Source organism: Stappia sp. BW2 (assembly GCF_008107695.1).
Classification (GTDB): domain Bacteria; phylum Pseudomonadota; class Alphaproteobacteria; order Rhizobiales; family Stappiaceae; genus Roseibium.
Genome location: NZ_VIRG01000036.1, coordinates 281,055 through 293,345, shown reverse-complemented (window position 1 = coordinate 293,345; position 12,291 = coordinate 281,055). Strand labels below are relative to the sequence as shown.

Below are 12,291 nucleotides of genomic sequence, written 5' to 3'. Positions count from 1 at the left end.
GAACGGCCGCAAATTCCGTTAGGCGGGCCCGGTTCAGGCGAGCGCCGGCTGAATTTTCTTGCAGGCCTCGACCAGGCCGTCGACAGATGCGACGGACTTGTCGAAGTTTGCCTTTTCCTCACCCTGCAGGTCGATTTCGATGATGCGCTCGACGCCATCAGCGCCGATCACGACTGGAACGCCCACGTAGGTGTCCTTGAGGCCATACTGGCCGTCGAGGGCAGCCGCACACGGCACGACGCGCTTCTTGTCCTTCAGGTAGCTTTCAGCCATGGAGATGGCAGAAGCAGCCGGAGCGTAGAAAGCGGAGCCGGTCTTCAGCAGGCCAACGATCTCTGCGCCGCCGTCACGGGTGCGCTGGACGATTTCTTCCAGACGCTCGGCCGTGCACCAGCCCATCTTGACGAGGTCGGTGAGCGGAATGCCGGCGACGGTGGAGTAGCGGGTCAGCGGCACCATGGTGTCGCCGTGGCCGCCAAGAACGAATGCGGTCACGTCTTCGACGGAGACGTTGAATTCGTCCGCCAGGAAGTACCGGAAACGGGAGCTGTCGAGAACGCCGGCCATGCCGACGACCTTGTTCTTCGGCAGGCCGGAGAACTTCTGCAGGGCCCAGACCATCGCGTCGAGCGGGTTGGTGATGCAGATGACGAATGCGTTCGGGGCATACTTTGCGATGCCGGCGCCAACCTGCTCCATAACCTTCAGGTTGATTTCCAGAAGGTCGTCGCGGCTCATACCAGGTTTACGCGGAACACCGGCGGTGACGATGACAACGTCCGAGCCTTCGATGGCTTCGTAGCTGTTGGCACCTGCCAGCTTGGCATCGAAGCCGTCGACCGGGGAGGACTCAGCCAGATCGAGCGCCTTACCCTGCGGAACACCTTCCGCGATGTCGAAGAGCACGATGTCTCCCAGTTCCTTCAAACCTGCCAGATGTGCGAGTGTGCCGCCGATCTGACCAGAGCCGATCAAGGCAATCTTGTTCCGCGCCATTTCGAAAGTTTCCCTTTACGTAAGATGGAACTCTATGCCATCCTCTGATGACTGAGGATGGCACTACTCCCTTTGGTCCGCCCGCGCAACCTCGCCAAAAGAATATTGCGCGATGGCGGGCAAATTTTCCCATATCTTCCCGCCTGCATAATTCACCTATAGGGAATGCAGACCTATGCGTGTGTATTCCGTCTTTCACCCGCAAGGTACGCCTCGGACCGCATTTCGATCAACCGCGACGATGTGCGGTCGAATTCGAAAGCTTCCGTGCCGTCCTCACCAACATACAGATCCTGTGGTTCGGCCTCAGCGGAGACAACCAGCTTGGTGCCGTTATCGTAAAGCGTATCGATCAGATTGATGAAACGCTTGGCTTCATTGCGCCGCGCCTTGGACAGCACGGGGACATTGTCCAGAAACACCGTGCTGTACGCATGGGCGACGCGCAGATAGTCACTCGCCCCCAGCGGTTGCGAGCACAGGTCGTTGAAGGAGAACCGCGCGACCCCGCCCGCCACGCAGGGAACGGCAATCTTGCGGCCCTTGTTCTCAAGCTCAGCCGAATGGAGCGCTAACCCATTGGTCAGCTTGGCGAAGAGCTTATCCATGTGCGCATCCGCGCTTTCGCCCAGGGGTGTGACGTAGACCGGCGCACCGCCGAGCTTCTCCAGGCGATAGTCCGTCGGAGAATCGAGATGCAGCACTTCCACCTTGGTCGTCAGCAACTGAATGAACGGCAGGAAGAGCTGGCGGTTGAGGCCGTCCTTGTAGAGACTTGACGGCTCGACGTTTGATGTGGCGACCACGATGACGCCGCGTTCGAACAGCTGGGTGAACAGACGGCCGAGGATCATGGCATCGGCAATGTCCGTGACGGAAAACTCATCAAACAGCAGCAGGCGCGTTTCTTCCGCAATCTGCTTTGCCACGGGCGGGATCGGATCGTCCCCCTTGACCTCGCCGCGCTTGTGCGCCTGGCGATGGGCGTGGATGCGATCGTGCACATCGTTCATGAATTCGTGGAAATGCACCCGCCGTTTGCGGCGTATGACCGTGACCTCGTAAAAGAGGTCCATCAGCATCGTCTTGCCGCGCCCGACGCCCCCCCACATGTAAAGCCCCTGCACGGAGGCCCAGAGCTGGTTCTTCTTGCTGGCGAAAAGCCAACCAAGAGAACTTTTCTTGGAGGCCAGCCGGGTTTCGGCGAGGCGGGTGTTCAGGAGATCGAGCTGGCGCACAGCCTCCCGTTGCACGGGGTCTTCCTTGATCTCACCCGAAGCGATTAGCGCGTCGTAGCGAGCGCTGAGGGCGCGGTTGACCGGCAGTTCCATTTTCAAAGGTGCTGCTCCCTCCATGAGAATTCATGGGGTCTTGGACGTATCTATTTGCACGGCGAAATAAGGTCAAAACGTCGCAGATGCAAGTCATGATATGATTGAATCCGATCACACACTCTTACGAATTTGCATTTCAACCGCTGGAAATTTCAGGATTTCAGGCCTCAAGAGGATTACGTTGCAGCCACACGATCCAGACTGGCTTCGCCAGGCCGATGTGCTGTTGAACGTTCTGCAGCTCCGTCCGCCGCTCGATCTCGTAAACCAGATTATGCAGCGTATGTTCGGCGTCAGACCTGATCGCGGCACCGCATCCGGAAGAAGACTTCGGCATCCGACACGTCCAGGAAGCAACAGACTGACCTTTGGGCTGATGTTATCCGAACTGAAAATTGCAGATGTGATGAGAGCCGCTGCTGGATTGAATGTCTGGAGGAGCAGGCAAAACAAAAGCGCCCGCAACCGGTAAGTAGGTTACGAGCGCTTTGCACAGGGAGGGGACCTGTGCGGGAGGAACGCAATAAGGCACTTGTGCCCATTTACGATGCGGCGTCGCCGGAGAGCGCCGCTGCCTCTTTTCCGTTATCGCCTGGGCACCGGAAGCTTCCAGACGATAACAGCATGATACGTCTAGCGCAGATAAAGCGCCGTCTTGCGACCGTTCTGCACTTCCTGAAGATAGAGTAGTTGAGCGACAAGATAACATTCGGATTGATCGTCCAGATTGGCCTTGCGCCCGCGGCCGTCGGTCAGCAGCCAGGCGTTGCCCGACTTGACCACATCGCATTCGATCGGGGTTGCGGCATCGAAACCGGCCTTCTTGAAGAGATCCACGCCGACACTGCTTCCGGTATCGTCGTCAAGACCCTTCATTGCCATGCGCATGCTGCGATAAGCCTTGTGGACTGACAATGTGGCGACGATAGCAGTCACCACCTCGTCTCCCTGCATGGTGGCAAAGCGCATAATGCCGCCTTCATGCGGAACGATGGAATTGGAACAGGGCGTGCGCTGAACGTCGCCAAGCGTGGTCCATTCGGACCGCAACGTTACGGTTGCAGGCTGACGCAGCGCGGCCATTTCCTTGGAGAGACGCTTTTCCGCCGTCTTCTGCGGTGTCCTGGTCGACCTGTCCGCGCGGGTGGACGACCCGGCTATGGTGCCACCGATGCGCAACCGCCGGAAAACAATGACGTCGCGCATCAGGTCGGTGCGCTCCACCCGCCACCCGGCGTCCAGCCATGCATTCTGGTGAACCAGGCTGCCGCCGGAATTGGCCCACCAGGTCCGGTGTTCCCGGGCGCTTTTGGGAAGAGACGAACCTATGATATCTTCAACTTCGTTCAGCTTGGCCGCCCAGACAACGTCTTCCAGACGCGCCAAGTGTTCCCGCAGTGGTTCATATTTTGACATTTGCACAGCCTTTCCGGTAGCCATGCAAATATACACCTATAGCGCGAGCTGTCTAGCATTAATACGGAGGGGTATTAACGGTACAGCGAGATCGGCGATCCGGTTGAGGTTTGACCGTTAAACTTACCGGGAGCGCTGGAATAAAGCTGTGCAACGATCTGGCCGCTACCGTCTTTCAGAACCACCTGATTGCCGGTCAGGTCCCAGGCAGAGATCCCGGACAGTACCGGAGAGGTACAACCTCTGGTATTTGCTCGGTAGCCACCGGACCACGAGGTCAGTGTCATGAAGGCCATGCAGTTGTCGCTCCCGGAGGCAAGTTTCCAGCCGCCCAGGAGGTCTGTCCGACCAACTTCCTTGGCATCGGCTGGGGCTGCAACCGGGTTGCTCGCCAAGTCGGTCGGCTGAGCGGATGGATCGTCAAGGCCGGCGCCTTGTGCGTTCGGATCGAGCGGGGCAAGCTGTCCTGAGCCTACTGGCGTTGTCGGGGTCGCCGGCAGCGGTGCGGCATAGTTGCGCCCCCCGGACAATCTCTGGCAACCCGCAGCCAGAACTACCAGGCCAACAATCAAAAAAAACTTTCCCGCGCGCATCATGACGAATCAATCCCTCACCTTCGTCCCAATATGGGAGCCACTCTTAGCCCACAATTTGTCGAAAATCCAAAATCCTGAAAATCGGCGATCTCAACATCTGTCAGGCGACGCGGTTCGATACGTCGGCACCGGCTGATTTCGGCGGCTCCACAAGCCGGTCTATAGCGCCTGCGATCCTCTCGAAATAGGCCGCGCAGGCAGCAAAACCTTCCGGAAAAGGCGGCTTTGCCGCAATGTGCCACCAATGGCTGGACGTCGTGGTTTTCCATTGGGGCGGCAAGACGACAGGTTCCTGATCGGCGAGATAGACCACCCTGTCGGGAATTTCCGCGTGCGGCATCAGGAAAACGCCCACCGGTTTGGGGGCGAGGCCATCGGCATCGATACCCCGCGCCGACAGAAGCCGGCGCACGTGCCGGCTCAGGCTTTGCGAAGGCGCCACGCCTGCGGAAAAGGCCCGCATCAGGCCGCCTGCCCGAAAATTCAGATAGGCTTCGGCCAGGGGCGACAGCAGGCTGTTGTCCGGACAGACGAACAGAACGGTTGTTTTTGGCACTTGGCTTTCCTTCGCGGGTCGGGTCATGACAGGGATGCCATGGGCGGCCTCCCCCTACCGCTGCGACGGGAAAACTTTATGACAAAGCCGGTAGAGACATGAAAATCATGAGGATATCTTTCCGGAGGCTGATAAACCTGCGCTCAAGCGCTCGCGCACAGGCAGGCGTTCTGCAGGTCCCTCATTGCGGGATTGCCCCGAACCTTGAAACAAGCCCAAGAGGAGCCCCCTATGCCGACTGTCTTCTGGTGCATCCTTGCCGCCGCCATCCTGCCTATACTTTCGGTCTTTCCGGCGAAACTGAACAAGTCCTTCGACAATGCCCGTCCGCGCGATCCGGAGTATTGGCGAGACGGGTTCCGCGCCCGGGCGCAGGGAGCACAGGCAAATGGCTTCGAAGCCTTCCCTCTTTTCGCAGTTGCCGCTTTCGTCGGCCTCAACCAGGGCGGTGATCCGCACTGGATCGACAGGCTCGCTGTGCTTTTTGTGCTACTGAGGATCATTTATATCGGCTGCTACTGGGCGGACCGGGCAACGCCACGCTCACTCGCCTGGGCTGCCTCCTTCTTGACATCGCTGGCAATTTTTACCAGTTCCCTGTGGAGTTGAGCCGCTTGTGAGCGGGCTTCGATCCTGAAAATCGTACAACGATCATTTGCACCAAGAAGCTGATTTCGTTAACGATGCATCGGAGTAAGGTAGTTATCTCGTGGGCAGAGGTGCATTGTGCGGACGACCGATCAGACGACAGACACCTTGCCGGCGCGCCGTCAGGCAGCGTCCCAGAGGCAGGTTTCAGAACAGCATATTGTCGATGTTCTGATCGCCGAACGGGGCAAGCTGGTAATGGCGAGCCCGTGGTGGCCGTTCATCAGACCCTTCGCGCACAAGATCCTGCGATACAAGTCCGCGGTCGAAATGGCCGACACGATCGCGCATATGGAGGCGCTGGACGTTTTTGCTCATCTGAGCAATCTGCTGTCGCTTGACGTCACCACGCTTGGCCTTGAACGGGTACCGCAGGAAGGGCCTGTCGTGCTGGTCTCCAACCACCCGACCGGCATTGCCGATGGCATCGTGCTTTACGATGCCATCAAGTCACGGCGCAATGACCTGGCCATCTTTGCCAATCGCGATGCGATCCGCATCAACCCGCGCCTTGCCGACATGATCATTCCGGTCGAATGGCGGGCGGACTTCAAGAGCCGGGAAAAATCCAAGGAAACGATCAAGCTCGCCTCTTCGGCCTTCGCCAAGGAGCGGGTCGTGGTACTGTTTCCTTCCGGGCGTCTGGCCTATTGGCACGACGGCAAGCTGACCGAACGGCCCTGGATGACATCTGCCCTCGCACTTGCGCGCAAGAACAAGGCGCCGATCATTCCCATGCACATGGGCGGGCGCAATTCCGGGCTGTTCTATTTCCTGGCCAGGGTGTCCACCGAATTGCGCGACATGACGGTGTTCAATGAACTGCTGAACAAGGAAAACGCCAAGTTCAGCGTGCATTTCGGCAAACCGATCCGGCCGGAGAAACTTGAGGGCGACCTTGGTGATCTGACCGAACAGATGCGCATTCACTGCGCTGAAACACTGGCGAAAGATCCGGACGCAGAGTTCTAGCACCGGCCCTTCCGGCCAACGACCATTCCTCTGACTTCCTCGCGGCCCGGACCGGGCCTGCCCGGTCATCCACAGGCACGGCTGCGCCTTCATTGCCCTTCTTTCGCGAATAAGACATTGTGCGGGGGAATCAAAGGACCCGTCTCACCCATGCCCGTTTCGCCCGCTGTTGCCGTGGAGGATGTCATTCCAGTGCAGCATGCTGCCGCTCCGACCGTGCGTCCGGAGCCGAAGCCGCTTGCGGTTCTGCAGAAGGTTTTCGGCTACAGCAGCTTCCGGGGCAAGCAGCAGGCGGTCATCGAAACGCTTGTGGACGGCAAGGATGCCGTGGTGTTGTTTCCCACCGGGGCCGGCAAGTCGCTCTGTTATCAGATCCCGTCGCTTTGCCGGTCCGGAGTCGGCATCGTCGTTTCGCCGCTGATTGCGCTGATGAAGGACCAGGTCGGCGCGCTGCGCGCCGCGGGTGTTCAGGCGGCCGCCCTCAATTCCACACTGTCACCGGAAGAACAGGACGGCATCCGCAGTGCCCTGCGCCGCGGCGAAATCGAGCTTTTGTACGTGACGCCGGAACGGCTGGGCACCGAGAGTTTTCGCAAGTTTCTGGACACGCTGCAGATCGCGCTTTTCGCCATCGATGAAGCGCACTGCGTCAGCCAGTGGGGTCACGACTTCCGCCCGGAATACATGTCGCTCTCCTGCCTGCGCGACCGTTATCCGGGCGTGCCGCGTGTGGCGCTGACCGCGACGGCCGATCCGCACACCCAGAAGGACATTCTGGCCCGCCTGCAGATGGAAGACGCTGCCGTCTTTTCCACCAGCTTCGACCGGCCCAATATCCGCTACGAGATTGTCGAGCGCACCAACCAGCGCCAGCAATTGCTGGATTTCCTGAAAAAGCATTCCGGCGAGAGCGGTATCGTCTATTGCCTGTCGCGTGCAAAGGTCGAGGACATCGCCGAATGGCTGTCTTCCAAAGGCATCAAGGCGCTGCCCTATCACGCCCGTCTGCCGGCGGAACAGCGCTCCGCCAACCAAGATGCCTTCCTTCTGGAAGAAGGGCTTTGCCTTGTGGCAACGGTTGCCTTCGGCATGGGCATCGACAAGCCGGATGTGCGCTATGTCGCCCATCTGGACCTGCCGTCTTCCGTTGAGGCCTATTACCAGGAAACCGGTCGTGCGGGCCGGGACGGCGCACCTTCCGAAGCCTTCATGGCCTATGGCATGGCCGATCTGGTGCAGCGCCGACGCATGATTGCCGAAGGCGATGCTCCGGAGGAAGTCAAGCGCGCGGAAAACGCCAAGCTGAATGCGCTTCTGGGCATCTGCGAGACAGCCGGTTGCCGGCGGCAGGCCCTGCTTGCCCATTTCGGCGAGACCTATCCCAAGCCCTGCGGCAATTGCGACACCTGCCTTTCTCCGGTGGAAACCTGGGACGGCACGGAAGCTGCCCAGAAACTGATGTCGGCGATCTACCGCACCGGACAACGCTTCGGCACGGCCCATGTCATCGACGTTCTTCTGGGCAAGACCAACGAAAAAAGCACCCGCTTCGGTCATGAGAAGCTGTCAGTCTTCGGAATCGGCCAGGATGTGCCTCAAAAGACCTGGCAGTCGATCGCCCGGCAGCTTGTTGCCGCAGGTTACGTCGATGTCGATCACACGCAGTTCGGCGCGCTGGTGCTGACGGAAAAGGCACGGAACGTCTTGCGCGGTGATGAAAAGCTCGCCTTGCGCAAGGACCGTAGCGCTGCGGGCCTGAAGCGGACAAGCTCATCACGCACGGCGTCCATCGCCGACGAACTCGACCATGAAGACAAGCTGCTGTTCGAGCGTCTGCGCAGGCTTCGCACTCAGATTGCCCGCGATCAGGGTGTACCACCCTATGTGGTGTTTCCGGATGCGACGCTGGCCGGCATTTCTGCCGCGCGGCCGGTGACCGAAGATGCCCTGCTGGCCGTCTCCGGCGTTGGCCAGTCAAAACTTGAAAAATACGGCGAGGCGTTCCTCGAACTGGTCGAGGCCTTTGAAGCCGGCGTATAGCAGAGCTGCCAATTCCAGAGTTTGACCGGTCAGCCGTCCTTCTGCAGGCAAAGCTGATAGACGCCGGCAAGATCCGACAAGGTTTCTTCATCAGGATGCGACAGGAAACTGTCGATGATGTCCTTGAGCGCCAGATGCATGGTCCGGTGCTGACGCAGACGTCTGTAGGAGGAACCGAGTTTGTAGATCTCTTCGATCTCCTCATGCGAGAAGAGATCAAGTCCGGCAATTCCGAGCACGACGCCCAGATCGGCGTTTGTGCGCCGAGTCAGGTTGTGGGCAATCAGGAAACCGAACAGGCCGGTGACGAAGCGATTTTCGACACCCAGACCATCGAAGTCGCGCTCGACCACCTTGAGCACGAGCCGCATGATCGCGACGGTGGCAGCGGCTGCGAATTCGGTCGGTGTGTTTGTGTCGCAGATTTCCAGCCCTGCTGCTTCCAGCATGGCGGCAGTGGATCTTCGAAGGCGATCTTCTGTCTCGACGGCTCTCAATTCAGAAATAAATTCCGGCTCTGCTGCTACACGACTTCCAAACAGGTTCAGCATGTTAGCGCCCTTTCAGACGTAAGCCCACCTGAAGTATGTAGTGCGCACCTTACCCTACGGCAAATTGATGCCTGACAATTCGTCGAAAATGCTCATCACCTGGGCCGTCTCCGCAGGAAACGGTCCGTTTTCAGGCCTTAGGACCCTGCTTTGTGCACCCCCTTGTAGGCTTCTCCACCCCACACGGCCTTGACCTGCGCATCCCTGCCGCAGCCTTTCCGATAGCCCTTGTAGGCATCGGCGCGGGTTACATAGCCGAAGCGGGTGAGCGTGCGGACTTGGCTTTTGTAATAGCCCTGGTGGTAATCTTCTGCCGGCCAGAAAACGGCCGGCGCCTCGACCGGCGTGACAATCTTGCTGCCAAGCACCTTTTCCGCCTTGGCGATTTCCGCCTTGGCCTGTTTCGCCTGGGTCTCATCCAGAGGATAGATCGCCGTCGAGTAGGCATGTCCCCGGTCGCAGAACTGACCACCGGCGTCCGTCACATCGACAGTGCGCAGAAAAATCCCGATAAGGTCGGCATAACTGATCTTGGTCTCGTCGAAGTCGACCTTGACGGCCTCGCGGTGTCCGCCCCGTTCGTAATTCTTGTAGGTCGGGTTCTGTGTCTCGCCGCCCGCGTAACCGGAAACGACGTCGCGCACGCCCGGCAGCTTTTCAAGGTCGGATTCAACGCACCAGAAGCATCCGCCGGCAAGAACAGCGGTTTCGGCCTGGGCGGTTGCCAATGGCATCGACGCCGTGACTGCGGCGAAAAGGGCGAGTGGAAGCAGTCGCTTCATGTCAGGTCCTCCAGAAAGCTGCTTGCGCGTGACCAGCGAGCTTGGGTTTCGACGTTGAAACATGCATCATTGGCGGCAGCCGCCGTGAAGCCCATTTCGAGTTTTCTCGTACAGAGGTAACGCGCTCCGCTGCGGAGACAAACTCAACTCAACTCCCCAAACCAGCACATGCACGTGAGCCTACCGTGATGAAACCCGCACCGGGCACTCAAGCCAGCTTCAGCAGCGCTTAGGTCTCCCAGGTCTTGGCAGTTTCTTCAAAGCCGGCCAATTGTGGTTTGACGATGCAGAACCGGTGGCCGCTGGTTGCCTGCATCACTGTCCAGCCATCAAGCTTTTGAACGATCGTCGCCCCCAGGCTTTCAAGCCGGGCGACTTCCTTTTCCGGGTCGTCGCTTTCGATATCCAGATGGACACGGGAGGGGTGTTCGACCGACTGGAGCAGGATACCGATTTCATCTTCCGTGCCGATGAGACGACGATAGCGGGGGTTTTTCGGCTCGGCCTCAACAGTTCGCCCAAGCGCCCCTGCCCAGAATTCCGCGTGGCGGTCGATATCGCCTCCTTCACAGTCGATCACCAGGTCTCCCAAACGGCTCTTGTGCATTTTTCCCTCCAATTCAATTGATAGAACAAAATAGGAACACTGAGATAGAAAATGCAAGCCTCGTTTTGTCCGGCGGTGCAGCACCGCACCGCCGGTCACGTGTTTGGGCAGCCGGTCAGGCTGGTTCAGCTTGCCCTCTTGCGCCGGTCTGCTGCCGTCCGGACCAGTCGATCCTCTGGGTCGCAAACATGGTGACGGCGAGAGACAGGAAGGCAAGCAGCGAGCCAATCAGCAGCGCGTAGTCCTGCTCTTGCATGAGCGCATAGAGCACACCGAATATCGCAGCGAGAACCATGAGCATCACGCCGCCCGCAAGACGGCTCTTGAGCGCCGTTCCGATATAGATCGTGTTCAGGAGCGTCGCGGCCGCCGCGGCAAGGAGATAGGCCGGTCCGTAGCCCACGTGCTCCGCCAGGGCGAGCAGCATGACATAGAAAACAATCAGCGACAGCCCGACCAGACCATACTGGATCCAGTGGACCCGCGACCTTGAGCGCATCTCCAGAATGAATACTGCCAGGAAGGTCAAGCTGATGAAGCAGACGGCGTATTTCAGAGACCTTGCGATGGTGTGGTAGAAATTGACGGGTTCGACGAATTCGACGCCAAGCGCCTTGTCCTGCAACGGCATTTGCGCGCCAAGCACCGACCTTGGAATTCCACGCGCAAGATAGGGGATGGTCCAGGACGCCGTGAACCCCGTATCACCGATATCTCTCGTCTCCGGCAGAAAGGCGCCGGTGAAGCCTGGATGCGGCCAGTCGGATTGCAGGGAGACGGTTGTCGTTTGCCCGGCCGGTGCGACGTAAAAAGCTTTGGAGCCATTCATCTGAATCGGAATATCGAAGGAAAACCCGTTTCGCCACAAGCCGGCCGCAACCGGGGCATTGATGCCGGACGGGGACATGCTGGCAACGGATCGCCGCATCGGATCCATGGTCAAGGGCCCGAGACCCGGCTCGAACGGAACGGACCCGTTGCCGTTCAGAACCAGACCGACCTCGCTTTTCAAGGCGGCGATGTCTCCGATACCGACCACAAGCACCGCCTTGTCCGCTGCGATGTCGATTTGCCCGCCAAATTGCGGTTCGAAGGTTTCGGGAGACGTGGCTGCAAACCGGCCCTTCAGGTTCACGCTGCCATGGTAGACCGGCAGGGAGTAGATCGATTTCCGGCGCTCCTGGACGGAAATGTCGCCACCGACATCCAGCTTTTCCGGAAACAGGATGGCCGTATGCCACCGCATTTCTGTTTTCGAGCTGTCATCCGTTGAAACGGTGTAGGTCTCGCTGAAGGGAACGACCAGATAGGGGCCGTTGATTTGCTGGACGCCGCCCCAGGACCGGGCAATGTCCTGGGCGACGTCACGGGCCCTATCGGCACGTTCTTCCACCAGAACCCAGACAAACAGGCTCGGCACGAGCAGCATCACGGTCAGCACCCCGATGATCACGAATTTGACCGCTGGAGAGCCCAAAAAAGAAGGCGGCCGCAAAGGTGGCGCCTTTTCAGACCGGCGCTGCGCAGACTGCGTCTGTTCCTCCGGTTGTTCGACGGTGTCATAATGATTATCGCTAGTCATACAGATTTACCCTCTGCCAGAGGGCGCCCGCATAAGGGCACCCAGTCAACACGGCAACCATCAACCGCTGAACGGGACACAAGAGGGCAAGAAAGAGCGACTTTTCAGGAGTGTTTGTGCAGGGACTGTGCAGACCGCCGGAAGACAGGGATTCGCCACTTCATTTTTCCGGCCTATTTCAAATCTCGCACTTGTGCGTGCGGGCAGCACG

General features: G+C 59.1%; 13 protein-coding genes. 3 read left to right on the top strand and 10 right to left on the bottom strand.

The genetic code is table 11. From position 1 onward, the window contains the following. Positions 1-33: 33 nt before the first annotated feature. The 6 genes from mdh to FMN63_RS01560 all read right to left on the bottom strand — a co-directional run bounded on the left by mdh (position 34) and on the right by FMN63_RS01560 (position 4,898). The gene (gene mdh / locus FMN63_RS01580; protein ID WP_148582185.1) at positions 34-996 is read right to left on the bottom strand and encodes a malate dehydrogenase; all 963 of its coding nucleotides are present in this window, start codon (positions 994-996) and stop codon (positions 34-36) included. 173 nt (positions 997-1,169) lie between these two features. Then, positions 1,170-2,327 (bottom strand): cell division protein ZapE, encoded by a 1,158-nt coding sequence (gene zapE, locus FMN63_RS01575; protein ID WP_148582395.1) that lies wholly within the window; start codon positions 2,325-2,327, stop codon positions 1,170-1,172. Positions 2,328-2,490: 163 nt separating this feature from the next. Then, positions 2,491-2,667, bottom strand: coding sequence for a hypothetical protein (locus FMN63_RS29330; RefSeq protein ID WP_153297086.1), 177 nt, complete (start codon positions 2,665-2,667; stop codon positions 2,491-2,493). A gap of 296 nt (positions 2,668-2,963) precedes the next feature. After that, on the bottom strand, positions 2,964-3,746 hold the full coding sequence (locus FMN63_RS01570; RefSeq protein ID WP_148582184.1) for a DUF7662 domain-containing protein: 783 nt from the start codon (positions 3,744-3,746) through the stop codon (positions 2,964-2,966). Between the two features lie 74 nt (positions 3,747-3,820). Continuing rightward, positions 3,821-4,318, bottom strand: coding sequence for a protease inhibitor Inh/omp19 family protein (locus FMN63_RS01565; protein WP_209000879.1), 498 nt, complete (start codon positions 4,316-4,318; stop codon positions 3,821-3,823). Between the two features lie 124 nt (positions 4,319-4,442). Then, on the bottom strand, positions 4,443-4,898 hold the full coding sequence (locus FMN63_RS01560; protein ID WP_209000878.1) for an arsenate-mycothiol transferase ArsC: 456 nt from the start codon (positions 4,896-4,898) through the stop codon (positions 4,443-4,445). Positions 4,899-5,129: 231 nt separating this feature from the next. Between FMN63_RS01560 and FMN63_RS01555 the strand changes: the two genes are divergently transcribed. The 3 genes from FMN63_RS01555 to recQ all read left to right on the top strand — a co-directional run bounded on the left by FMN63_RS01555 (position 5,130) and on the right by recQ (position 8,558). Then, on the top strand, positions 5,130-5,507 hold the full coding sequence (locus tag FMN63_RS01555) for an MAPEG family protein (RefSeq protein WP_148582181.1): 378 nt from the start codon (positions 5,130-5,132) through the stop codon (positions 5,505-5,507). A 117-nt stretch (positions 5,508-5,624) separates the two neighbouring features. Continuing rightward, entirely contained in the window at positions 5,625-6,518 is an 894-nt protein-coding gene (locus FMN63_RS01550) for a GNAT family N-acetyltransferase (RefSeq protein WP_148582180.1), read from the top strand. A gap of 150 nt (positions 6,519-6,668) precedes the next feature. Further along, positions 6,669-8,558 carry a DNA helicase RecQ gene (gene recQ / locus FMN63_RS01545; RefSeq protein ID WP_148582179.1) on the top strand — a complete coding sequence of 630 codons (1,890 nt, stop codon included), beginning with the start codon at positions 6,669-6,671 and terminating at the stop codon, positions 8,556-8,558. Between the two features lie 29 nt (positions 8,559-8,587). Here recQ and FMN63_RS01540 read toward each other — a convergent pair whose 3' ends face one another. The 4 genes from FMN63_RS01540 to creD form a co-directional block, all read right to left on the bottom strand. Beyond that, positions 8,588-9,007, bottom strand: coding sequence for a hypothetical protein (locus FMN63_RS01540; protein ID WP_148582178.1), 420 nt, complete (start codon positions 9,005-9,007; stop codon positions 8,588-8,590). Positions 9,008-9,246: 239 nt separating this feature from the next. Then, positions 9,247-9,891, bottom strand: a complete 645-nt coding sequence (msrA, locus tag FMN63_RS01535) for a peptide-methionine (S)-S-oxide reductase MsrA (RefSeq protein ID WP_205513776.1) — start codon at positions 9,889-9,891, stop codon at positions 9,247-9,249. 229 nt (positions 9,892-10,120) lie between these two features. Further along, entirely contained in the window at positions 10,121-10,498 is a 378-nt protein-coding gene (locus tag FMN63_RS01530) for a VOC family protein (RefSeq protein WP_148582176.1), read from the bottom strand. Between the two features lie 115 nt (positions 10,499-10,613). Then, positions 10,614-12,080 (bottom strand): cell envelope integrity protein CreD, encoded by a 1,467-nt coding sequence (gene creD / locus FMN63_RS01525; protein ID WP_148582175.1) that lies wholly within the window; start codon positions 12,078-12,080, stop codon positions 10,614-10,616. Between the last annotated feature and the right edge of the window lie 211 nt (positions 12,081-12,291).

Bases quoted from the DNA above. Each gene is read 5' to 3' on its own strand.
- mdh (WP_148582185.1), bottom strand. From the start codon at position 996: ATGGCGCGGAACAAGATTGCCTTGATCGGCTCTGGTCAGATCGGCGGC.
- zapE (WP_148582395.1), bottom strand. From the start codon at position 2,327: ATGGAACTGCCGGTCAACCGCGCCCTCAGCGCTCGCTACGACGCGCTA.
- FMN63_RS29330 (WP_153297086.1), bottom strand. From the start codon at position 2,667: ATGCCGAAGTCTTCTTCCGGATGCGGTGCCGCGATCAGGTCTGACGCC.
- FMN63_RS01570 (WP_148582184.1), bottom strand. From the start codon at position 3,746: ATGTCAAAATATGAACCACTGCGGGAACACTTGGCGCGTCTGGAAGAC.
- FMN63_RS01555 (WP_148582181.1), top strand. From the start codon at position 5,130: ATGCCGACTGTCTTCTGGTGCATCCTTGCCGCCGCCATCCTGCCTATA.
- recQ (WP_148582179.1), top strand. From the start codon at position 6,669: ATGCCCGTTTCGCCCGCTGTTGCCGTGGAGGATGTCATTCCAGTGCAG.
- FMN63_RS01540 (WP_148582178.1), bottom strand. From the start codon at position 9,007: ATGCTGGAAGCAGCAGGGCTGGAAATCTGCGACACAAACACACCGACC.
- msrA (WP_205513776.1), bottom strand. From the start codon at position 9,891: ATGAAGCGACTGCTTCCACTCGCCCTTTTCGCCGCAGTCACGGCGTCG.
- FMN63_RS01530 (WP_148582176.1), bottom strand. From the start codon at position 10,498: ATGCACAAGAGCCGTTTGGGAGACCTGGTGATCGACTGTGAAGGAGGC.
- creD (WP_148582175.1), bottom strand. From the start codon at position 12,080: ATGACTAGCGATAATCATTATGACACCGTCGAACAACCGGAGGAACAG.